Source organism: Streptomyces sp. NA04227, from assembly GCF_013364195.1.
Lineage (GTDB): Bacteria > Actinomycetota > Actinomycetes > Streptomycetales > Streptomycetaceae > Streptomyces.
Window position 1 is genome coordinate 3,224,581 of the sequence record NZ_CP054918.1, and the last position, 19,478, is coordinate 3,244,058.

A 19,478-nucleotide genomic window follows, 5' to 3' on the forward strand; every position below is an offset into this window, starting at 1 on the left:
GGATACACAACCAGAGCCCGCGTTTGGTACGAAGTCCACCTATGCCGCGACCCCGCCCCCGGCGAGGATAACGATCATGGAACCTCCCCACACCGGCCCACACTCAGCCACCCCGCACACGGACACCCCACACACAGACACCTCGCACCCGGCCCCCGCACACGCGGTCACCCCACCCCCGCCCCACCCAACTCCCCTCCCCACCACCGAACTTCTGGAGCTGGACCGCCGCCACGTATGGCACCCGTACGAGCCCATGCCCGGCCGCGTGGACCCGCTGCTCGTGACCTCCGCCTCCGGTGTCCGGCTCCGGCTGGCCGAACCCGTCATGGGCAGGCGGGAGTTGGTGGACGGGATGTCGTCCTGGTGGGCCGCCCTGCACGGCTACAACCACCCCGTGCTCAACGCGGCGGCCCAGGAACAACTGGGACGGATGAGCCATGTCATGTTCGGCGGCCTGACGCACGAGCCCGCCGTCCAACTCGCCGCGAAACTGGTGGAGATCACCCCGGACGGCCTGGAGCACGTCTTCCTCTCCGACTCCGGATCGGTGTCGGTGGAGGTCGCCGTGAAGATGTGCCTCCAGTACTGGCGCTCCAAGGGCCGCCCGGCCAAACAGCGGCTGATGACCTGGCGCAAGGGCTACCACGGCGACACCTGGCAGCCGATGTCCGTCTGCGACCCGGACGGCGGCATGCACCACCTGTGGTCCGGCGCCCTGGCCCGGCAGGTCTTCGCGGACGCCCCGCCCGCCGGGTTCGACGCCGAGCCCGACCCGGCGTACGTCTCCCACCTGCGCGACACCCTCGCCCGGCACGCCCACGAGGTGGCCGCGGTGATCGTGGAGCCGGTCGTGCAGAACGCGGGCGGTATGCGCTTCCACTCCCCCGCGTACCTGCGGGTGCTGCGCCAACTCTGCGACGAGTACGAGGTGTTGCTCATCTGCGACGAGATCGCCACCGGCTTCGGCCGTACCGGCTCCCTCTTCGCGGTCGACCACGCAGGGATCACCCCCGATGTGCTCTGCCTGGGCAAGGCGCTGACCGGCGGCTACCTGAGCATGGCGGCCACCCTGTGCACCGAGCGGGTCGCGGACGGCATCTCCCGGGGCGAGTTCCCGGTCCTCGCGCACGGTCCGACGTTCATGGGCAACCCGCTGGCCTCCGCCATCGCCTGCGCCTCCCTGGACGTCCTGCTCGGCCAGGACTGGCAGGGCAGGGTCAAGGGCATCGAGACCGCCCTGCGGGAGGGGCTGGCCCCGGCGGCGGAGCTCCCCGGCGTCAAGGACGTACGGGTGCTCGGCGCGATCGGCGTGGTCCAGCTGGAGCGCCCCGTCGACATGGCGGCGGCGACGCGGACCGCGGTGCGCGAGGGCGTCTGGCTGCGGCCGTTCCGGGACCTCGTGTACACGATGCCGCCGTACGTCGCCGACGCGGCGGACCTGGAACGCATCTGCGCGGCTATCCGCGCCATCGCGCGCGAGAGCGGGCAGCGTGAGAGCGGTCAGCGTGAGAGCGGTCAGCGCGCGGGTTGAACCACCCAACGGCCGGTCGGATCAACCGAGTTGGGGTCTGTCAAGAACGGTCGAGCCCGGCTCGGCCCGGCCCGGCCCGGGTCAGATCCGGTCTGGTCGCGTCGACTCAGAACGGAAACCGCGACCGCCCGTGCTGCACCGAGATCCACTTCTGGGTGGTGAACGCGTCCAGCATCGACTCGCCGTTCAGACGCCCGACGCCGGAGTGCTTCTCGCCGCCGAAGGGGACCACCGGCTCGTCGTGCACGGTGCTGTCGTTGATGTGGATCATTCCGGTGTGCACCCGGCGTGCGAGCCGCACGCCGCGCTCCACGTCACCGGTGTGCACGGCGCCGCTGAGTCCGTACGGGGTGTCGTTGGCGAGGGCGACCGCCTCGTCCTCGCCGTCGAAGGGCACGATCAGCGCGACGGGTCCGAGGATCTCCTGCTGGAGCACCGGCGAGTCGGCGGGCAGATCGGTGAGGACCGAGGGGGCCACCAGGTTGCCGTTCACGGCGCCGTGCAGCAGTGCCGTGGCGCCGCTGTCGATCGCCTGCTGGACGAGCGAGGAAACGGTGTCCGCCTGCGAGGAGTTGATGAGCGGGCCGATGTGGGTCTCGGGGTCCGCGGGGTCGCCGACGCGCAGGGTACGGACCTTGGCGACGAACTTCTCGGTGAACTCCCGCTCGACCGCGCGGTCCACGAGTATCCGGTTGGCCGCCATACAGACCTGGCCCTGGTGCACGTACCGGCTGAAGACCGCCGCGTCGACCGCGTAGTCCAGGTCGGCGTCGTCCAGGACGATCAGCGCGCTGTTGCCGCCGAGTTCGAGGATGTAGCGCTTGAAGTTGGCGGCGCAGACCTGGGCGACGTGCCGCCCGGTGCGGTCGGAGCCGGTGAAGGAGACGACCCGCGGCACCGGGTGCTCGATGAGGGCGTCGCCGATCTCGGCGATGTCGGTGACCACGACGTTCAGCAGACCGTCCGGCAGACCCGCGTCGGCGAGGACCTTGGCGACCAGGGTGCCGCCGCAGACCGGCGCGTTCTGGTGCGGCTTGAGGACCACCGCGTTGCCGAGCGCGAGGGCGGGGGCCACCGACTTCAGGGTGAGCAGGAAGGGGAAGTTGAAGGGCGAGATGACGGCGACGACGCCGACCGGCTCGCGGTAGACCCGGTTCTCCCGGCCCTCCTCGGGCGCGGGCAGGATCCGCCCCTCGGGCCGCAGCGCCAACTGCACTGCCTCGCGCAGGAATTCACCGGCGAGGTGGAGTTCGTAGGCCGCTTTCAGGCGGGTGCCGCCGAGTTCGGCGACGATCGCCTCGGTGATCTCCTCCTCGCGCTCCTCGATGATGCGCAACGCCCGTTCGAAGACCCGGCGACGGGTGTACGGGTTGGTCGCGCCCCAGGAACGCTGCGCGCGTTCGGCCGCCCGGTAGGCCTGGTCGACCTCGACGGCGGTGGCCACGGTGATGGACGCGAGCTTCTCCCCGTTGTACGGGTTGAAGTCGATGATGTCCCAGGAACCGCTGCCCGGCTTCCACTCACCGTCTATGTACTGGTGGGCGAGTTCGGTGAAGAAGGACATGTGATCCCCTACCCCAGAGGCATGAGCGCGCGACTGATGTCACGTCATCGTACTTGTGTCTCACAGCTGTTGGAGGAGTGAGCACGCTTCTTGTTCTACGGACTGTCAGCGCCCCGGGGGCCGTTGACGGGTCTCACAGCTCCCGGATGAGCGAGGACAGGAGCTCGCGGCTGCCGTCGTCGCCGGGCGAGTCCTCCTGGAGGCGCTCCATCACCCGTCGGTACTGGGCGACTTCCTCCGGCTTGTCGACATACAGGGCGCTGGTGAGCTGCTCCAGGTAGACGATGTCGGAGAGGTCGGTCTCGGGGAAGCTCAGCATGGTGAACGAACCGCTCTCGCCCGCGTGGCCGCCGAAGCTGAACGGCATGATCTGCAGCCGTACGTGCGGGCGTTCGGAGAGGTCGAGCAGGTGCTGCAACTGGCCGCGCATGACGGCGCGGTCGCCGTAGGGGCGGTGCAGGGCGGCCTCGTCGAGGACCACGTGCAACTGGGGAGCGCGCTCGGAGACGAGCAGCTTCTGGCGTTCCATGCGCAGGGCGACCCGGCGCTCGGTCTCGGCGGCGCTCGCGCCCTTCATTCCGCTCATACCGCGCTGCACGACGGCGTGCGCGTACGCCTCGGTCTGCAACAGGCCGTGGACGAACTGGACTTCGTAGACCCGGATCAGGGAGGCGGCGGCCTCCAGGCCCACGTAGGTCTGGAACCAGCCGGGCAGCACGTCCGAGTAACTGTGCCACCAGCCCGCGACGTTGGCCTCCTTGGCGAGGGAGAGCAGGGCGTCGCGTTCCGTGTCGTCGGTGACTCCGTACAAGGTCAGCAGGTCTTCGACGTCTCTGGCCTTGAAGCTCACACGTCCCAACTCCATGCGGCTGATCTTCGATTCGGAGGCGCGGATCGAGTACCCGGCGGCCTCACGTGTGATGCCGTGGGCCTCCCGCAGCCGTCTGAGTTGGGAGCCCAGCAGAATCCGCCGTACGACGGACCCTCCGCCTGAGCCCATGCTCGGGGGAAGGCCCCACGACTCCCCTGCGGTCACGTCGTCAACCCCTCACCAATGTCTTCAGCAGCCCGCAGTCTGCCATTAAAACGCTTCGGCCCGTACTCGGGCGGTTACAGAAACAGAGAGTTTGCTTAAGAGCCACACAAGACGACCCTCAGAATAAATAGGCGACAAGCGGAATACTGCTGCCATTTGGGGCGCGTGCACGTGCATCTGCCCTTGCATCTGCTCTTCCCATTGGGAAGCATGGTCCGCGCACACCGCAGCACGGCACAGCAGCGCTACGGAAACGGGGAGTGCCACGCATGGGGACGAAGGCATTGACCATGCTCGAACCCTTACGACAGGGACCACCACCGCTCGACTCGGCATTCGCGTCGGCGGCCGTGTCCTGCACCCTGCCCGCCCGCTACGAAGCGGTGCGCGAGGCACGGCAGTTCACGCGCGCCACCCTGAGCCGCTGGGCCCTGGACCACCGCATCGACGACATCGCCCTCGTCACCTCCGAACTCGTCACCAACGCCCTGCGGCACGCACTGCCCGGGGACGCACTCGGAAACTGCGAGTCCGCGGAGAATGCGGTGGGGCTGCACCTGGAGCGACACCGCTCCCGACTGGTGTGTGCGGTAAGGGACTTGAGCGCCAAGGGACCGGTCGCACGCGCCGTGGACGACTTCGCCGCCGAGTCCGGCCGGGGCTTGTTCCTCGTCGACTCGTTCAGTGAGAGCTGGGGCTGGCACCCCACCCCGGAGCCCGACCAGGGCAAGATCGTCTGGGCCCTGTTCGCCCTCTGAACCCGCCGGCCGCACGGACCGCACGAGCCTCTCGGACCATCCGGGTCTCCCAGGTCGCCGACCGCGACGCCCGCACCGCCGGGCACACCCCGGGTCCGCTTCCGGCTTCCGGGACGCATTTCCCAGGCCTCGTACCGCAGCCGCGGACGGGCCCACAGTCATGTCCGGATACGGGGCACCCGGTCGGCGGGGACCGGCAGTTGAGACGCCGGTCGCACAATTACCCGGAGAACCGTTTCAGTTACTGGCGGTGAGATGGTCGAATTCGCCATCCTTGACGCCCAGGAGCATGGCCTCTATTTCCGCCCGCGTATAAACGAGGGCGGGCCCGTCCGGAAACCGCGAGTTGCGGACGGCGACCCTGCCACCCGTCAGCTTCGCGAACTCCACGCAGGAACCCTGCGAGTTGCTGTGCCGGCTCTTCTGCCAGACCACATCGTGGAGCTCCGTGGCCGCCATGCCGTTGAACACGTCGTGCACTGGTCACTCCCGGTGGTGCAGTGGCCGATGTCGGCTTTTGGATGCAGCGGTCAACTGTCCGGATCATAGCTGTCATGCCGTGCATATGCATGGGCACATGCACGTGCACGCGGGGTGTTCCCGCGATTACAGCGACCCGGGCAGAGCAATCCGGAGCCCGCCTCACATGGGGCGGTCGCCCACCGCCCATGATCGCGCGACCCCGGGGCAGGTCCGTCGGCCCGGGTCGAATCCCGCATGTACAAGAAAGAGACGCAGAGCACGCCCTTCCTGTTCCAAAGTCCAAGTGATTGTCCAATTTGCGGAGTTGTCGGGGTCGGGATCGAGCCACTTGGAAACAGGGCGACCCCGGCGGCTCCTGCCCCGCACCGGGGCGGGCACTCCCCGCAGACGCCGATCATGGACAACTCCCCCGGCGGCGGGGCTGGTTCGCGGATACGGCAGCGGGTCGCGTACGTGAATACGGCGGGCTCGTACGCGCCTTTCCGCCTACTCACGACCACCTGTGTGCGGACTTGAGTACGCGCGCTCATGCCCCTTGCCCCACAAGGGAGTTGGCTGGACCCATGACCGAGACCGCCCCGCAGTCCGTTACGCAGACGGCCGTGCAGACCGACATGCAGATCGCCGTGCAGACCGATGTGAGCGAGCCCCGTCGCCGTAGCTGCATCGCCCCGATCCTGGCGACATTCCTCACGCTGCCGGGTCTGCTGGTGAGTTGGGCCCTCGTCGGCATCTCGCCGATGGCCTGCGACTCCTGCAACGAGGAGGAGGGCGACCAGTTCACGAACAGCTTCGACATCGCGGTCGAGGTCTGGACGGTCAGTGGCGCACTGACGCTCGCCCTGCTTGTCATGGCCTGGGTACCGCCCACCCCGGTCCGCAGGTCCAGCGTCCCGGAGATCCTCAGCCTGCTCGCCCCGCTCGCGGCTCTCCTGAGCTGGGGCATCTTCTACGCGATCGTGGACTGGCCCGCCTGAGGCCCACCCCACAACGACAACGGGCCGCCGAACCGGTCAAGGTCCGACGGCCCGCGGCCGTACAGGTGTGCGCGGACTCAGGAAGCCGGCGGCGCCGGGGTCGGCATGCCCGAGGGCAGGTCGGTGCCCTCGGTGCGCTGGAAGGTCTCGTCGCCGAAGCCCTCCCAGGAGACGGTCAGGGTCTTCGCGTCCACGGACTTGACGTGACCCTCGTTGCGGTCGGTGTTGCCGTCCGTGCACTTGAGCTCGACCATCTGCATGCCCGCCTTCTCACCGGCGGTGCCGCTGCACACGGAGCCGCCCGAGGAGAAGAGCCCGGCCTTGCCCTGGTTGACCACCAGGGCGACGGCGTTGCCACCCTTGGTGGAGAGCCAACTGCCTTCCAGGCCCTTGCCGTTGCCGGTGCCGGAGTCGCCGGAGTCCGGGGTCGCGGACTCGTCGTCGGCCGGGGCGGAGGACTCCGCCGACGGCTTGGCGTTGTCCTTGTCCTTGGAGTCGTCGCTGTCGCTGCTGCAGCCGGTCAGTACGAGTGCGGCGGCGACCGGCAGCACGGCGGCTGCCATCCGTACGCGCCTGAGGACAGAGGTCGCAGAGGTCATGGACTCCCCCATGGAACTTGGCAGGGCCCGCACCGTCCTCGGCGCGCGGCCCGTACCGGCTCGGATCAACAGTTTGGCAAGCTACCAGGAGGCCTTCCGGACGCCGGGAAGGTATCCGGCGTGCGCTTGCTCACGCAGCTTGACCCTGGACAGGCCGAAGGCGCCCACATACCCGCGCGGACGCCCGTCGACGCTGTCGCGGTTGCGGTAGCGGGTGGCGCTGGCATCCCTGGGCTGAGCACGCAACTCCCGCTGGGCGGCGAGGCGTTCGGCCTCCGGGGTGCCCGGCCTGCGGATGATCTCCTTCAACTCCGCGCGCCGGGCGGCGTACCGCGCGACGATCTCGCGACGCCGGTCGTTCTTCGCGACCTTGCTCTTCTTCGCCATCAGACCCTCACTCCCCGCGCACGAATCCTGGCCACGGCCGCCTCGACACCGATGGCGTCCACGGTCTTGATCGCCCTGGCGCTGAGCCGCAGCCGGACGTAGCGGCCCTCACTGGGCAGCCAGTACCGCTTGCGCTGGACATTGGGGTCGAAGCGGCGGCTGGTGCGCCGGTGCGAGTGCGAGATGCGATTGCCGAAGCCCGGCTGGGCGCCGGTCAGCATGCAGTGGGCGGACAAGGCGATTCCTTTCCAGTGGCGGAGGGGCCCGTGACGAAGGGGCCCGGGGAGCCCGTGACGGGGCTCTCCTTTCCTCCTATTGAAAACGACGTTCATTTTCGTACACTATCCCCATGGCACGCAACGAGCTCCGCCCGGTCATCAAGCTCCGCTCCACGGCGGGCACCGGCTTCACCTACGTCACCCGCAAGAACCGCCGCAACGACCCGGACCGCATGGTCCTGCGCAAGTTCGACCCGGTGGCCCGCCGCCACGTGGACTTCCGCGAAGAGCGCTGAGCCCGCCCCCGGGCACTTCGCCACCAGCACCAGCACGGCACCGCAAGAACAGGAGGGCTACGACATGAAGCCCGGCATCCACCCCGCGTACGGCCCCGTCGTCTTCCGCGACCGCGCCGCCGACCACGCCTTCCTCACCCGCTCGACGGCCGCCTCGCGCACCGAGAAGACGATCGAGTGGGAGGACGGCAACACCTACCCCGTCGTCGACGTCGAGATCTCCAGCGTGAGCCACCCCTTCTACACGGGCACGGCACGCGTCCTGGACACGGCGGGCCGCGTGGAGCGCTTCGAGCGGCGCTACGGGCGACGCGAGCAGGGCTGACGGGACGATGGAGAAAAACTCCGGCAGCTCCGCCAACTCCGGCCGCTCGGGCGGGCCGCCCGTCACCCTGATCGGCGGCCTGCACGCCGCCGCCCGCAAGGCGGCCGTCGAGCGTCTGCTCGCGGCCGTCCCGGGCAGCGTCGTCCTGCACCACGACCTGAGCGGCGCGGCCGAGCGCGGCACGGTGCTGCGTACGGTGCGCGACGCGGGCGGGCTCCTGTCCAGCGGCGAGACCCCGCTCGTCAACGACTGCGCCTGCTGTGCGCTGCGCGAGGACCTGGTCCCCGAACTGGACCGGCTCGGCGACGAGACGCGCCTGGCCATCGTCGAACTGTGGGACTCCGTCGAACCCAAGGCGATGGCCGAGGTGATCGCCGCCCACGGCCTGCCGATCACCTCAGTGATCACCGCCGTCGACCCCGCCCTCGTACTCCCCTGCCTCGGCAACGGCGACGACCTCGCAGAGGCGGGCCTCGCCGCGGCGGCCACCGACCAGCGCACGGTCGCCGACACCTTCGCCCGCCAGCTGGAGTACGCGCCCGTCCTCGCCCTGGCCGACTCCCCCGAGGCCGACGACGAGGACCGCGCGCTGCTCGCCCAGCTGCACCCGACCGCCCGCCAAGTGACGGTGAACAGCGGGGAGTTGGCAGCGGCGGCGTTCGGCGGAGGGCGCGGCTTCGACGTCGAGGCGGCGGCGGCCGCCCAGCATCCCGCCTGCGCGCTGCTGCCCGCCGAGGCCGACGAGGCCGGTGTCGGCACGCTGGTCTGGCGGCAGTACCGGCCCTTCCATCCACAGCGGCTGTACGCGGCCCTGGAGGACCTGACCTGCGCCGCCGCCCGCAGCCGCGGCCGGTTCTGGCTCGCCGACCGGCCGGACACGCTGCTGCACTGGGACGCGGCGGGCGGCGCGCTGTGCGTGGAGGGCGCGGGGCCTTGGCTGGCCTCACTGCCGGACGCCGCCTGGGAGTTGGTCCCGCCGGTGCGGCGCGCGGCGGCGGCCCTGGACTGGCACCCCGAACACGGCGACCGCTGCCAGCACCTCGTCTTCACCTCCCCCGGCCTCGACCGGGACGGCCTGGTCCAGGTGCTCGACTCCTGCCTGCTCACCGACGCCGAGTACGCCGCGGGCCCCGACTCCTGGCAGCGCCTCGGCTCCGCATTCGACACCCTCCTGGAGATCTGACCATGCCCCGCAAGACCGACCGGCGCCCGGCCAAGGCCCGCCCCAACCCGCTGGACGCGGCAGGCATCGAGTACATCGACTACAAGGACACCGACCTGCTGCGGAAGTTCATCTCCGACCGCGGAAAAATCCGCTCGCGCCGGGTGACTCGTATTACGTCGCAACAGCAGCGTCAGATGGCCCGAGCGATCAAGAACGCCCGCGAGATGGCGCTACTGCCCTACTCCTCACGGTAGTTCCCACCGGCCGCCTCCTCCGGCGGCCACCGATACGGCGCCCCCGTCCTCAACGGCAGCCAGGGACGGGGGCGCGCAGGGCCTGCGGGTTTCGTGCGTGCGGTCCACGGCAGTCGTCGCTCGGCGGCCACGTGGATGCACGAGCCCGTGGGGACGCGGCCTCTCCGGACCCGTGCTTACTGGCGACGTGGGGCGTCTCCGGGGGTTCGGGGAGGTCGTGGTTGAGCCGGGGCTTTGGGGGCTCCGGGCACGCGAACGGAGGGCCGTTGTCCCACACTTGGCTCGGTGTGGGGCAACGGCCCTTCTGCGCTTGAGTGTTGAGCCTCGCCGCTCAGGCTTCGAACTGGCCGCTCTTCAGGGCGGTTACGAAGGGGGACCAGGCGAGGGCGGTCACTACGAGGGCTGGGCCGCTGGGGTTCTTGGAGTCGCGGACGGGGACGAGGCCGGGGACCTTGTCGGCGACCTCCACGCAGTTGCCGCCGCTGCCGTTGCTGTAGCTGCTCTTCCGCCACTGCGCGGCACCCAAGAAACCCTCGGCGATCTCCACGCAGTTGCCGCCGTCACCGTTGCTGTAGGTGCTCTTTCGCCAGGTCGCGCCAGTCAAATCAATCTGAGTGCTTGTCGACTCTCGCACCCCGGCGATCCAGGCTTCGCGAAACAGTAGGGCTCCGGTCTCCGACATGCGGGGCCTCTCTTGGCTCTGGGCGGGCCTTTCGTCCGTCAGCCTGCGAACTGGCCTGCCTTCAGGGCGGTTACGAAGGGGGACCAGGCGAGGGCAGTCAGTACGAGGGCTGGGCCGCTGGGGTTCTTGGAGTCGCGGACGGGGACGAGGCCGGGGACCTTGTCGGCGACCTCCACGCAGTCGCCACCGTCGCCGTTGCTGTAGCTGCTCTTCCGCCAGGTCGCGCCAGTCAAATCAATCTGGGTGCTTGCCATTTCGATAGTCCTCTGCCGCAGACTCGATCATCGCCAGGGACGCCTCCGGTGACAGTGCAGCGGCCCTGAGCCGATCGTATGCCTTCTGATACTGGGCGACGAGGGCTGGATCGTCGATCGGAAGTCCGTGATAGGCGCCTTCCGTATAGACGACGTCCGGGGCGTCCGCGAACGTCATGAGCTTGAGCTGCAAGGTCATAAACGGGCGAGTAGCAGCGTTCCACTCCAGCAGTTGCGGAACGATCCGACGCCGCTGCGCAAGTGCGGCGATCCGCTCCAACTGCTCCGCCATCTCTGCCGGTGGCAGCAACGGCACGCTGAGCAGGGAAGCGTGCAGGATCACCCAGTACTCGGGGCGCCTCAGGTTATCGAAAAGCTTCGCCCGTTCGATGCGGGAACTGACCTTGGCCTCGACCTCTTCAGGCAGGTCGAGCGGATGCGTCACATGGATGACCGCCTGTGCGTACGCCTTCGTCTGCAACAGCCCAGGAATCAGAGACGGATTCCACTCCTCGATGGTCAAAGCCCGGGTTTCCAACTCGGCAATGGCCGCGAAGTACGCAGCATGCGCCCCCTTCTTCGCCTTGCGTACGTCCTCGCACCGCCGCTCGAAGAAGCCGTCCGTCTTCAGTACCCGGTCCACATGGCAGGCCAGGTCCTCCGGCATCCGGCGCTGACCAAGTTCGATCTCGCTCATGTAGCTGACGCCGTAATAGCTACCCGCCACCAGTTGTTTCAGCGTCAGCCCCGCAGCCTCCCGCTTGTACCGAAGCTCCTTGCCGTAGAACTCCGGGACGCTGGCGGACCCGTCAATGTCCTTGCGTACGGCCATGGTTGTGCCCGCCTTCCGCGATACGCGCTGTGGACCAGAAAGCCCTTCCAGACTACGCACCGTCACGGCACCGTGTAATCGGATCGTCACGGAAAGACAGGAAGGCTCCCCATGCAACTCCCCTGCCCCAACCCCCGCTGCACCTGCGGCCTGACACCCACCGGTCGCCCGGCTGCCGACGACGCCACCCTGATCGCCGAAGAGTTGCGGGAGGCACTGGCCGCGCACGGCATCGTGCTTCCCTCGCTCGGCGTCGACCTCGTCACCTTCGCGAGCACGAGTCCGGAACACCGCGCCGGGCTGGTCACCCTCGGGCGCTGCAACCTCGGTACGGCTCGCGCGCTCACCACCGTGCTGCGTAAGGCGGCCGAGGGGTGATGCGGACGCGGGAACCCGTACAGGAGACGGGCGTTGGGAACGAGGCAACCGAACGGACGCTTCTGGAGCGGGAGTTCGCTGCCGCTCCCGAGGCGGTCGGGGAGCTGCGGCAGGCGGTGCGGGCCGTGGTCGGTGCGGGCTGCGACGCCGAGCTGTGCGTCAGTGAGCTGGTGACCAATGTGATTACGCACGTCGGTGCCGGGACCGTCGTTTCGCTGTGTGTGACGGCTCGCCGCGGCGGGTGCATCCGGGTGGCTCTGACCGATCCGGACCCGCAGCGGTGGCCCGTCCTGCGACGAGCCACCGACGACGAGGAGTCCGGCCGCGGGCTCGCCCTGCTCGACGCGATCGCCCGGCGGTGGGGTGTGGAGCAGGGCGCACACAGCAAAACGGTGTGGTGCGAACTCCAGGGCGCGGGACTGGGCATGCGCACGGTCTCGGGCACAGGCACAAGCCCGTCGGTTATGGGACGGGGGTCGTCACGAAACCGCCCATGAGCACCTCGGCCCGCGGGGCGGGAAGGCGCGGACACGCCCAGCGCCCTCCCTCCACCGCGATCGGCTCCCCTCCCCCCTCTCCGCTCCCCCCACCTCAACTCCGAATTCCGCCAAAGGTCTTGACCTCAGTCGCTCCAGTCACCAGAGTCTGACGTCAGCTAAAGCCCTTGAGTTCCCTTTCAAGGATTTCTGTCCGATCCGATGCACTATGCGCGGCATTCCGTACCTTGCCGCGCAGTGCCGGAAGCGGCGCACGGACGGGCCAACCGCCCCTGCCGCACCGCGAGTTGAAACCACCGAAACGAGAACGAGTAGGAGAACACCGATGAAGCTGACCCCCCTCCGCCTGCTGGCGGCGGCTTCGGTGACCCTGGGATCACTGCTCCTGTCCCCCGCGCATGCCAGGGCGGACGAGACCGGCGGCGACCGGTCGGCGCCCGTCGCGGACAGGACCGAGAACACAGCCGAAGGCAAGGCCGACGCCGAGCCCGAGACCGTCTCGTACTTCCGGGTCTGGCGCGACAAGGCGTACAACGCCTCCAACACCACGTCCATGGCCGAACTCCCCAAGGATGTCGACGTGGCGATCGCCTTCGGCGCCTTCGACTCCGAGGGGTTCAAGTCCGCGCTGGGCAAGACGTACGTCCCCAAGCTTCACGAGCAGGGGACCAAGGTCATCTCCAGTGTCTTCGTGGACGAGTTGCTGAACGACGACTTCGCGAACGACGACGCGGGGCACAAGGCCCTTGCCGACAAGATCCTTGAGGAGAAGGTCACCCCGTTCGGACTGGACGGTATTGACATCGATGTCGAGAGGAATCTGGACGCCGACCAGCTGAAGCAGGCCACCGGCGTCTACAAGGCACTTCGCGAGAAGCTCGGCCCGGACAAGATCCTCTACTACGACACCAACATGGACGGCGAGCACCCGCTCTTCAAGAACGTCGCCTCACTCACGGACCGGGTGCTCCTCCAGGCCTACGGAAGGGACGTCTCCAGCCTCCAGGGCACCTGGGAGACCTTCGCTCCGCGCATCGACTCCGCCAAGTTCTTGATCGGCTTCAGCTTCTACGAGGAGAACTCCGACGCCGACGGGAACAGGTGGTACGACACCGAGACGCCCTTCGAGAAGAGCCGGGCGTACGCCTACGCGAAGTGGCAGCCCTCGGGGGCCCAGAAGGGCGGCCTGTTCTCCTACGCGGTCGACCGTGACGGTGTCGCCGAGGGCGACAACGACCTGCATCCGACCACCTACGAATGGACGAAGAACCTCGCGGCGGTGATGGCGGAGGCCAAGTAGTCCCAGCAGGGACGGGTATCGGGCGGGTATCGGGCGGGCGGCCCCCCGGTACCCGTCCAGCGCTCCTCCGGTACCCGCCCAACTGCCAAGCCGCCCAGCCGACTTCGCCGGACCCGCGGCCCTATCGACGCCGACACCCCCGCCCGGACTCCCCCAACTCCCCCTTCGCAGGCCGCAAAGCCGCCCGCTCCGCCGCCTCCGCGCCCTGCTCCCAGCCCGCCAGGTCACTCACGCCGCGCACCCTCGTCGTCACCGTCTCCGGGAACATCTCCTCGGTGCGGCCGCTGACGGCGAGGTCGCGGGTGGCCAGGACCGGCAGCAACTCGCCTTGCTCGCGGGTGACTTGGTCGGCCACCGCCGCCAGCCGGTCGCCGATGTGCTGGGCGTAGGCGGCGAGGAAGGACTGGCGGAAGGTCTTGGTGCGTTTGCGCCCCGCCTGGCGCTGGGCGGCCTCGGCCTTGGTCATCGCGGAGTGGGCCTGGACCAGGAGGGAGGTGTACAGGAGTTCCACCGCTTCCAGGTCCGGCTCGAAACCGACCACGGTGGAGAAGCCGAGCGCACTGTTCCAGACAGCGCGGCAGCGGTTGGCGGTGGCGACGGCGTCCAGGAGGACCGCCTTGGCCGTCTCGTAGGGGGCGTCGACCCCGATCCGGCAGGCGGCCGGCTGATCGGGGGCCGGGCGGCCGGCGGCCAGTACCGCCTCGTCGACACTGTGCCGCGCCATCAGCTCCTGCGCCTTCGCGCTGAGCGCCTCGGCCTCCTCCGGATAGGGCGTCGCCTCCGCCTTGGCGAGCAACGCCCTTATCCGCGCGAGCATTTTGGGCTCCCCGGGCACCGGCGCCGTCGACTTCTCGCCGGGCACCGGGCCGACCGGTCCGAGACGGGGCAGCCGGTTCAGCAACCGGTACAGCTCCAGGACGAGGGTCGCGCGGGAGAAGCGGTCGAGGGCGGGGCCGGGGCTCGCCTTCCTCTTCCCGGAGCCGTCCCGGCTCCCCTTCCCGGAGCCGTCCCGGCTCCCCTTTCCGGAGCCGTCCCGGCCGCGCCGCGACCGCTTCCGCGGACCCTCCGAGGGCCCGTACTCCCCCGGCAGTACGGGCTCCGCCTCCCCCTGAAGTACGGGGTCCACCTCCCCCGGAAGTACGGGGTCCGCTAGTTCGGCCAGAGATGCCATCTGCTCCGGCCAACGATGCGGGAGGGCGTGACCGTAGCGCCTCGTTTCGGTCAGGATCAGAGCTGCCACCTGGCGCACGTGGTCCTCCGACAGTCGGTTGCGAACCAGCCGTACGAGATCCGCGGGCTGCCAGCCGTGCTGCCAGGCGCGGCGTACGAATTCCTCGCCGCGGCCGGTGAGTTCGGTGTCGCAGGCGGGATCGGCGGCCAGCATCGAGGCTGCCGCGTCCAGGGCGGCGTCCACGGCGGCGTTCGTGCCGTGGACGGTGTCGGCGTCGGGGGCGAGGGCCGTCGCGAGAGCGCGGTCGACTGTCGAGTGCTGAGGCATGGTCCTGGGCGAGGCGGTCGAAGAGCGGTAACCGGTATGGACGGGGAGAGAGAAGGGCGAGAGCGGGGACTGGGACGGAGTCGGGAACAGACGCACTGGGCGACAGCCCGGAGCCTACGGCCAGGCGGGCGGTTCGTCCGTGGCGGGCCGTGTCGCGCGGGCGCGCGTCGCCCGGCGGGACGCGGTCACACCTCACACCGCTCCGCGTGACAAAGCTCACGCGGTGACGAAGGGGGCAGAGGAAACCTCTTGCCTCAACTCAGCCCATATCGGCGGTACTTCGACGCGTAAGCGGTGTGACTGGCGGGGAGTGCGTACTCGGCGGGAACCGGAACCTCCGCTAGGCCGCAGGAGCCAGGTGGCACGCGAGACCAAAACTCAACGCGTGTACACTTTTAGACCTCAGTACTTGCACATTCAGGCCTGCGGGCACCACGGCCCGTCCGGGTCCTCGGGATGTGGAACCGTGCTTCTCATGCGGAACCGCGCTCGTGGCGGCGCGGACCGGCCGGTCGGACACGCCGGTCACCATTGGAGGGTTCTCATGTCATCCGCCACCGGCACCGACAAAATCGGTGATCCGTCACCGGCGCCGCCCGAACCGGAGCAGTCCAAGCTGGGCCTCGCTCTTTTAGTGATCGCGGGAGCACAACTTCTGCTGGTCATGGACAACACGATCATGAACATCGCGTTGCCCAGCATCCAGAAGGACCTCGAGGTCACCGGCTCGAACCTGGCCTGGATCGTCAACGCCTACGCACTGGCCTTTGGTGGCCTGATGCTCCTCGGCGGCAAGGCGGGCGACCTCTTCGGCCGCAAGCGCGTGTTCCAGATCGGTCTGCTCATCTTCACCCTTGCCTCCCTCTTCGGCGGCATGGCGCAGAACGAATGGCAGCTCATCGCGGCCCGTGTCGTGCAGGGCGTCGGCGCGGCCATCGCCTCGCCGACGGCACTCTCGCTGATCGCCACCACCTTCCCCGAGGGCAAGAAGCGCAACAACGCCATGGGCGTGTACGCCGCCATGGCCGGTCTCGGCTCCACGATCGGTCTGATCCTCGGCGGCACGCTCACCGAGCACCTCTCCTGGCGCTGGGTGCTCTACGTCAACGCCCCGGTGGGCCTGATCGTGCTCCTGGGCACGCGTGTTCTGGCCGACACCGGCCGTGAGCGCGGCAAGCTCGACGTGCCGGGCGCCATCACCGCCACGGCGGGCATGGTCTCGCTGGTCCACGGCATCACGCGCGGCGGCGAGGAGGGCTGGACCGACCCCCTCACGCTCGCGTCCTTCGTGGCCGCGGCGGTCCTGCTGTCGCTGTTCCTGTTCCTGCAGACCAAGGTCGCGTACCCGATGCTTCCGCTGCGTCTGCTCAAGGACCGCAACAGGTCGGGCTCGTACGCCACCATGCTGCTCGGTGGCGCCGCCATGTTCGCCCTGTTCTACTTCCTCACCCTCTACATGCAGCAGATCCTCGACTACACCCCGTTCGAGACCGGTCTGGCCTACCTGCCGTTCATCGTCGGTCTGGGCATGTCCGCCAGCTGGCTGGCACCCAAGGCGCTTCCGCTCGTGCCGCCGCGGGTGATCGCGGGCAGCGGCGCGGCGATCGGCGCCCTGGGCATGTTCCTGTTGTCGATGCTGGATACCGACTCCGAGTACGTCTCGGGCATCCTGCCGGGCATGCTCATCACCGGCTTCGGTGTCGGTCTGGTCTTCGTGTCCGTCACGCTCAGCGCGGTCAGCGGCACCGACCGGAACGACGCGGGTATCGCCTCGGGTCTGCTCGACGCCTCCCAGCAGATCGGTGGCGCCCTCGGCCTCGCCGCCCTGTCCAGCGTGGCCACCGCCACCGCGGACGACAAGCTGCCGCACGCCAGCGACGAGTTCTTCCGCGGCCTTGCCACGAAGGACTTCAACCTGGTGGCCCGCGCCCAGGAGGCTCTCACCGAGGGCTACACCCAGGCGTTCACCGTGGGCACCGCCGTGTTCGTCGCGGCCACGCTCGTCGTGGTCATCGCGGTCAACCGTGGCAAGCAGGAGGAGAACGAGGAGCTGGGCTGAGGCCGACCAACGAAAGCACCCTCGTACTCGTACGGAGAACCCCCGGGACGCGTTCCGCGCCCGGGGGTTCTCCGTTGCCCTCTGTCACAGAGGAGACCTTCAACTGCCTTTCAAGGGTTACGAGTTGGCGTCCTCATCCGTCGTGTCGGGAGCGGTCGTCTCGGGAGCGGTCGCCTCCGGAGCAGTCGCCTCGGGGTCCAGGAGTTGGCGCAGTACGGGGGTGGCGATGCGCAGGACGTCCTCCAGGGGGGCCTCGGCGAGGTCCGGCATGCCGAGCAGGTACCGCTGGGTGGCGATGCCCATGGTGACCGCGCCGAACACGGCGGCCCGCAGCCGTGCGTCGGGGCCCTCGATCCGCTCGGCGACCGGGTCGACGGCCTGCTGGGTGACGTGCTCCCGCAGGAGTCCGGCCGCCTCCTCGCTGGTCATGCTCGCCCGCAGCAGTACGGAGACGGGGCTGTCCGGGTCGGCGGCCCAGGTGCCGAGCAGGGCGCCCAGGTAGTTCTCGGCGGCGTGGGCCGCGTCCGTCTCGGCGAGTTCGGCGGGCGGGGCGGGCCAGGTGACGGCCTCCCGGAACAGCTTCTGCTTGGAGCCGAAGTACTGGATCACCGAGGCCTTGTCGACCTCGGCGGCCTGGGCGATGCCGCGGATGGTGGCCCGCTCGAAGCCGTAGCGGCCGAACTGCCCGCGCGCGGCGTCCAGGATGCGCCGACGGGTGCGCTCGCCCTTGCTCTCCCGAGGCGGAGCCGACTCGCTGCTGACCTCGGCGGGGCGGGCATCGGCACTGCTCAAGGGGTCACTTCCTCGGTGCTGAGAGCGGGAACCCTACCAATTCTTCACCACCCGGTGAAGTCGAGGCGTCGCTTCGTTCAGCACGTCGTGATGGACCGATTCAGCAGCCCGGCTTGCCCGTTCGAGACCGGTGAGGCCCTCGCTCCGGATCCGTCGGGATCCGTCGGGATCCGTAGGAATTCAACTGACCTTCGGTCAGGGGCTCTCCGGCTTGTGTTCGGAGGCGAGGACCGCCCACAGCTGCTTGTCGAAACGGCGGCCATCGAAGGGCCAGGCCTCGCGGCGCACCCCTTCGAGCGTCATGCCGAGCCGCTCGGCCACCGCGATGCTGCGGCCGTTGTCGGCCCGGCAGTGCCATTCGACGCGGTGCAGCCCCCGGCCCGAGACAGCCCAGTCGAGAAGGACCCGGCAGGACTGGGTGACCAGCCCATGTCCTTCGCCCAACGGCTCTGTCCAGCAGCCGAGTTCGCACTGGCCGAGGGCCGCGTTGAAGTCCGTGAACATCACGCCGCCGACCAGCGTCCCGTCCAGCCAGATCCCGAACAGGCGGGCGCCGTCCCCGGCCTGCCGCTCGGCATAGCGATGCAGCAGGGCCCGCGCCGCCTCGACGCCGTCGGTCACGAAGCCCGCCCCGACCCAGGGCCGGATGTGGTCACGGGCCCGGTCCATGTGCGCGGCGAACTCCTCCGCATGGCAGACCTCCAGGGGAGCGAGCCGGGCGTTGTCGCGGAGGGGGAGGGAGAAGAGCGCGGGCGCGAGCTTCGTTCCCGAGCTCGTCGCGGGCGTGGTGACGGGCGCGGTCGCGGTGTTGGCGGGCATTTCACGGTCCCCCTGTTCACATAACAAGCGTTACGATTATGTACCGTAGCAGCATGCCACGCACCAAGGGGGACCACGAAGCCCGCCGCCGCGAGGTCTCCGAGGCCGTCTGGCGGGTCCTGGCCGAGCGCGGCTTCGGCGGCCTCACGCTGCGCGCCGTGGCCGCCGAACTCGACGCCACCACCGGCCTGTTGACGCACTACTTCCCCGCCAAGCGGGACCTTCTCGCGTATGCCCTGGACCTTCTGGAGGAGCGAACCGCCGCCCGCCGCAGGAGTGTGGGGGCCCAGGGCGGCGGAAGCACGGCGGGGCTCTCCGCGATCCGGGCCTCCCTGCTCGCCATACTGCCGCTCACCGCCGAGGCCGCCACCAGCAACCGGATCTGGGTCTCCTCCTGGGAACCGGCCCTCGCCGACCCGGAGTTGAGCGCCGACTACGCCCGCAAGTACGGCCACAGCCGCGACAGACTGCGCGAGCTGATCGCCGAGGCCCAGACGCGCGGCGACATCGGCCCGGGCGACCCGGCCCGCCTCGCCGAGGGCGCCCAGTCCTTCGTACTCGGGCTGATCGTGCAGTCGCTGTTCGACCCCGCGACGTTCTCTCCGGAGCGCCAAGTCGAGCTGCTGGACGACTACTTGGGCGCCTTGGGCGGGGCGGGGGACGCGGACACACGCGGGGACGCGGGCCCGGTGGTGTCGGGCGCTCTCGGAGAAGGGGAAGGTGCGTAGAACCACGGCCCGGGAGCCCGTACGCGCGGGCTCCCGGGGCCGG

At 69.3% G+C, this 19,478-nt stretch carries 24 protein-coding genes; 12 read left to right on the plus strand and 12 right to left on the minus strand.

Annotated features, from left to right (window positions below):
• The first annotated feature begins 76 nt into the window (after positions 1 to 76).
• Positions 77 to 1,534, plus strand: coding sequence for an adenosylmethionine--8-amino-7-oxononanoate transaminase (locus tag HUT18_RS13725; RefSeq protein WP_176100855.1), 1,458 nt, complete (start codon positions 77 to 79; stop codon positions 1,532 to 1,534).
• A 106-nt stretch (positions 1,535 to 1,640) separates the two neighbouring features.
• On the opposite strand, the gene HUT18_RS13730 is transcribed toward HUT18_RS13725, so the two are convergent.
• Complete coding sequence (locus HUT18_RS13730) at positions 1,641 to 3,098, minus strand: aldehyde dehydrogenase family protein (RefSeq protein ID WP_176100857.1); 1,458 nt, start codon at positions 3,096 to 3,098, stop codon at positions 1,641 to 1,643.
• Between the two features lie 133 nt (positions 3,099 to 3,231).
• On the minus strand, positions 3,232 to 4,098 hold the full coding sequence (locus HUT18_RS13735; RefSeq protein ID WP_176104505.1) for a helix-turn-helix transcriptional regulator: 867 nt from the start codon (positions 4,096 to 4,098) through the stop codon (positions 3,232 to 3,234).
• Positions 4,099 to 4,403: 305 nt separating this feature from the next.
• Between HUT18_RS13735 and HUT18_RS13740 the strand changes: the two genes are divergently transcribed.
• The gene (locus tag HUT18_RS13740) at positions 4,404 to 4,892 is read left to right on the plus strand and encodes an ATP-binding protein (protein WP_176100859.1); all 489 of its coding nucleotides are present in this window, start codon (positions 4,404 to 4,406) and stop codon (positions 4,890 to 4,892) included.
• A 237-nt stretch (positions 4,893 to 5,129) separates the two neighbouring features.
• On the opposite strand, the gene HUT18_RS13745 is transcribed toward HUT18_RS13740, so the two are convergent.
• Positions 5,130 to 5,372: a DUF397 domain-containing protein gene (locus HUT18_RS13745; RefSeq protein ID WP_176100861.1), complete on the minus strand. Its 243-nt coding sequence runs from the start codon at positions 5,370 to 5,372 to the stop codon at positions 5,130 to 5,132.
• 566 nt (positions 5,373 to 5,938) lie between these two features.
• Between HUT18_RS13745 and HUT18_RS13750 the strand changes: the two genes are divergently transcribed.
• On the plus strand, positions 5,939 to 6,352 hold the full coding sequence (locus HUT18_RS13750) for a hypothetical protein (RefSeq protein WP_176100863.1): 414 nt from the start codon (positions 5,939 to 5,941) through the stop codon (positions 6,350 to 6,352).
• Positions 6,353 to 6,429: 77 nt separating this feature from the next.
• Here the strand turns inward: HUT18_RS13750 and HUT18_RS13755 are convergent, their stop codons facing one another.
• From HUT18_RS13755 to rpmB, 3 genes are all read right to left on the minus strand, one after another.
• Positions 6,430 to 6,951, minus strand: a complete 522-nt coding sequence (locus HUT18_RS13755) for a hypothetical protein (protein WP_176100865.1) — start codon at positions 6,949 to 6,951, stop codon at positions 6,430 to 6,432.
• A gap of 81 nt (positions 6,952 to 7,032) precedes the next feature.
• Entirely contained in the window at positions 7,033 to 7,338 is a 306-nt protein-coding gene (gene rpsN, locus HUT18_RS13760) for a 30S ribosomal protein S14 (RefSeq protein ID WP_176100876.1), read from the minus strand.
• Positions 7,338 to 7,574, minus strand: a complete 237-nt coding sequence (gene rpmB / locus HUT18_RS13765; protein ID WP_176100878.1) for a 50S ribosomal protein L28 — start codon at positions 7,572 to 7,574, stop codon at positions 7,338 to 7,340. Before rpmB ends, rpsN begins: the two co-directional genes overlap by 1 nt.
• Before the next feature lie 113 nt (positions 7,575 to 7,687).
• On the opposite strand from rpmB, the gene rpmG reads away from it, so the two are divergent.
• The 4 genes from rpmG to rpsR all read left to right on the plus strand — a co-directional run bounded on the left by rpmG (position 7,688) and on the right by rpsR (position 9,596).
• Positions 7,688 to 7,852 carry a 50S ribosomal protein L33 gene (rpmG, locus tag HUT18_RS13770; protein ID WP_176100880.1) on the plus strand — a complete coding sequence of 55 codons (165 nt, stop codon included), beginning with the start codon at positions 7,688 to 7,690 and terminating at the stop codon, positions 7,850 to 7,852.
• Positions 7,853 to 7,916: 64 nt separating this feature from the next.
• Complete coding sequence (locus HUT18_RS13775; RefSeq protein WP_176100890.1) at positions 7,917 to 8,177, plus strand: type B 50S ribosomal protein L31; 261 nt, start codon at positions 7,917 to 7,919, stop codon at positions 8,175 to 8,177.
• A gap of 7 nt (positions 8,178 to 8,184) precedes the next feature.
• A complete protein-coding gene (locus HUT18_RS13780) occupies positions 8,185 to 9,360 on the plus strand; it encodes a GTP-binding protein (protein ID WP_176100892.1) in 1,176 nt (391 codons plus the stop codon).
• Positions 9,357 to 9,596, plus strand: a complete 240-nt coding sequence (rpsR, locus tag HUT18_RS13785; protein WP_176104506.1) for a 30S ribosomal protein S18 — start codon at positions 9,357 to 9,359, stop codon at positions 9,594 to 9,596. Before HUT18_RS13780 ends, rpsR begins: the two co-directional genes overlap by 4 nt.
• Positions 9,597 to 9,927: 331 nt before the next feature.
• Here rpsR and HUT18_RS13790 read toward each other — a convergent pair whose 3' ends face one another.
• The 3 genes from HUT18_RS13790 to HUT18_RS13800 form a co-directional block, all read right to left on the minus strand.
• Positions 9,928 to 10,200 carry a DUF397 domain-containing protein gene (locus tag HUT18_RS13790; RefSeq protein WP_254878584.1) on the minus strand — a complete coding sequence of 91 codons (273 nt, stop codon included), beginning with the start codon at positions 10,198 to 10,200 and terminating at the stop codon, positions 9,928 to 9,930.
• Between the two features lie 116 nt (positions 10,201 to 10,316).
• Positions 10,317 to 10,532 (minus strand): DUF397 domain-containing protein, encoded by a 216-nt coding sequence (locus tag HUT18_RS13795; RefSeq protein ID WP_176100896.1) that lies wholly within the window; start codon positions 10,530 to 10,532, stop codon positions 10,317 to 10,319.
• Positions 10,513 to 11,364, minus strand: coding sequence for a helix-turn-helix transcriptional regulator (locus HUT18_RS13800; protein WP_176100897.1), 852 nt, complete (start codon positions 11,362 to 11,364; stop codon positions 10,513 to 10,515). Before HUT18_RS13800 ends, HUT18_RS13795 begins: the two co-directional genes overlap by 20 nt.
• Before the next feature lie 111 nt (positions 11,365 to 11,475).
• Here HUT18_RS13800 and HUT18_RS13805 point away from each other — a divergent pair, with 111 nt between their 5' ends.
• The 3 genes from HUT18_RS13805 to HUT18_RS13815 all read left to right on the plus strand — a co-directional run bounded on the left by HUT18_RS13805 (position 11,476) and on the right by HUT18_RS13815 (position 13,539).
• Positions 11,476 to 11,742 (plus strand): hypothetical protein, encoded by a 267-nt coding sequence (locus tag HUT18_RS13805; protein ID WP_254878585.1) that lies wholly within the window; start codon positions 11,476 to 11,478, stop codon positions 11,740 to 11,742.
• Complete coding sequence (locus HUT18_RS13810; RefSeq protein ID WP_176100899.1) at positions 11,742 to 12,239, plus strand: ATP-binding protein; 498 nt, start codon at positions 11,742 to 11,744, stop codon at positions 12,237 to 12,239. The genes HUT18_RS13805 and HUT18_RS13810 overlap by 1 nt, the downstream gene beginning before the upstream one ends.
• A gap of 325 nt (positions 12,240 to 12,564) precedes the next feature.
• Complete coding sequence (locus tag HUT18_RS13815; protein WP_176100901.1) at positions 12,565 to 13,539, plus strand: endo-beta-N-acetylglucosaminidase; 975 nt, start codon at positions 12,565 to 12,567, stop codon at positions 13,537 to 13,539.
• Positions 13,540 to 13,660: 121 nt separating this feature from the next.
• On the opposite strand, the gene HUT18_RS13820 is transcribed toward HUT18_RS13815, so the two are convergent.
• Positions 13,661 to 15,037: a DUF2786 domain-containing protein gene (locus HUT18_RS13820; protein WP_254878586.1), complete on the minus strand. Its 1,377-nt coding sequence runs from the start codon at positions 15,035 to 15,037 to the stop codon at positions 13,661 to 13,663.
• Positions 15,038 to 15,581: 544 nt separating this feature from the next.
• On the opposite strand from HUT18_RS13820, the gene HUT18_RS13825 reads away from it, so the two are divergent.
• The gene (locus tag HUT18_RS13825) at positions 15,582 to 17,096 is read left to right on the plus strand and encodes an MFS transporter (RefSeq protein WP_176100903.1); all 1,515 of its coding nucleotides are present in this window, start codon (positions 15,582 to 15,584) and stop codon (positions 17,094 to 17,096) included.
• A 117-nt stretch (positions 17,097 to 17,213) separates the two neighbouring features.
• On the opposite strand, the gene HUT18_RS13830 is transcribed toward HUT18_RS13825, so the two are convergent.
• On the minus strand, positions 17,214 to 17,888 hold the full coding sequence (locus tag HUT18_RS13830) for a TetR/AcrR family transcriptional regulator (RefSeq protein ID WP_176100905.1): 675 nt from the start codon (positions 17,886 to 17,888) through the stop codon (positions 17,214 to 17,216).
• A gap of 195 nt (positions 17,889 to 18,083) precedes the next feature.
• A complete protein-coding gene (locus HUT18_RS13835) occupies positions 18,084 to 18,707 on the minus strand; it encodes a GNAT family N-acetyltransferase (protein ID WP_176100907.1) in 624 nt (207 codons plus the stop codon).
• Between the two features lie 53 nt (positions 18,708 to 18,760).
• Here HUT18_RS13835 and HUT18_RS13840 point away from each other — a divergent pair, with 53 nt between their 5' ends.
• Positions 18,761 to 19,435 carry a TetR/AcrR family transcriptional regulator gene (locus HUT18_RS13840; protein ID WP_176100909.1) on the plus strand — a complete coding sequence of 225 codons (675 nt, stop codon included), beginning with the start codon at positions 18,761 to 18,763 and terminating at the stop codon, positions 19,433 to 19,435.
• The last annotated feature ends 43 nt before the right edge of the window (positions 19,436 to 19,478 follow it).

What these genes read in the sequence shown, in the direction of transcription:
- rpsN (WP_176100876.1), bottom strand. Translation starts at nt 7,338, where the DNA reads ATGGCGAAGAAGAGCAAGGTCGCGAAGAACGACCGGCGTCGCGAGATC.
- HUT18_RS13795 (WP_176100896.1), bottom strand. Translation starts at nt 10,532, where the DNA reads ATGGCAAGCACCCAGATTGATTTGACTGGCGCGACCTGGCGGAAGAGC.
- HUT18_RS13730 (WP_176100857.1), bottom strand. Translation starts at nt 3,098, where the DNA reads ATGTCCTTCTTCACCGAACTCGCCCACCAGTACATAGACGGTGAGTGG.
- HUT18_RS13740 (WP_176100859.1), top strand. Translation starts at nt 4,404, where the DNA reads ATGGGGACGAAGGCATTGACCATGCTCGAACCCTTACGACAGGGACCA.
- HUT18_RS13840 (WP_176100909.1), top strand. Translation starts at nt 18,761, where the DNA reads ATGCCACGCACCAAGGGGGACCACGAAGCCCGCCGCCGCGAGGTCTCC.
- HUT18_RS13820 (WP_254878586.1), bottom strand. Translation starts at nt 15,037, where the DNA reads ATGCCTCAGCACTCGACAGTCGACCGCGCTCTCGCGACGGCCCTCGCC.
- HUT18_RS13735 (WP_176104505.1), bottom strand. Translation starts at nt 4,098, where the DNA reads ATGGGCTCAGGCGGAGGGTCCGTCGTACGGCGGATTCTGCTGGGCTCC.
- HUT18_RS13800 (WP_176100897.1), bottom strand. Translation starts at nt 11,364, where the DNA reads ATGGCCGTACGCAAGGACATTGACGGGTCCGCCAGCGTCCCGGAGTTC.
- HUT18_RS13810 (WP_176100899.1), top strand. Translation starts at nt 11,742, where the DNA reads ATGCGGACGCGGGAACCCGTACAGGAGACGGGCGTTGGGAACGAGGCA.
- HUT18_RS13825 (WP_176100903.1), top strand. Translation starts at nt 15,582, where the DNA reads ATGTCATCCGCCACCGGCACCGACAAAATCGGTGATCCGTCACCGGCG.
- HUT18_RS13835 (WP_176100907.1), bottom strand. Translation starts at nt 18,707, where the DNA reads ATGCCCGCCAACACCGCGACCGCGCCCGTCACCACGCCCGCGACGAGC.
- HUT18_RS13725 (WP_176100855.1), top strand. Translation starts at nt 77, where the DNA reads ATGGAACCTCCCCACACCGGCCCACACTCAGCCACCCCGCACACGGAC.
- HUT18_RS13755 (WP_176100865.1), bottom strand. Translation starts at nt 6,951, where the DNA reads ATGACCTCTGCGACCTCTGTCCTCAGGCGCGTACGGATGGCAGCCGCC.
- rpmG (WP_176100880.1), top strand. Translation starts at nt 7,688, where the DNA reads ATGGCACGCAACGAGCTCCGCCCGGTCATCAAGCTCCGCTCCACGGCG.
- HUT18_RS13750 (WP_176100863.1), top strand. Translation starts at nt 5,939, where the DNA reads ATGACCGAGACCGCCCCGCAGTCCGTTACGCAGACGGCCGTGCAGACC.
- HUT18_RS13805 (WP_254878585.1), top strand. Translation starts at nt 11,476, where the DNA reads ATGCAACTCCCCTGCCCCAACCCCCGCTGCACCTGCGGCCTGACACCC.
- HUT18_RS13775 (WP_176100890.1), top strand. Translation starts at nt 7,917, where the DNA reads ATGAAGCCCGGCATCCACCCCGCGTACGGCCCCGTCGTCTTCCGCGAC.
- HUT18_RS13815 (WP_176100901.1), top strand. Translation starts at nt 12,565, where the DNA reads ATGAAGCTGACCCCCCTCCGCCTGCTGGCGGCGGCTTCGGTGACCCTG.
- HUT18_RS13780 (WP_176100892.1), top strand. Translation starts at nt 8,185, where the DNA reads ATGGAGAAAAACTCCGGCAGCTCCGCCAACTCCGGCCGCTCGGGCGGG.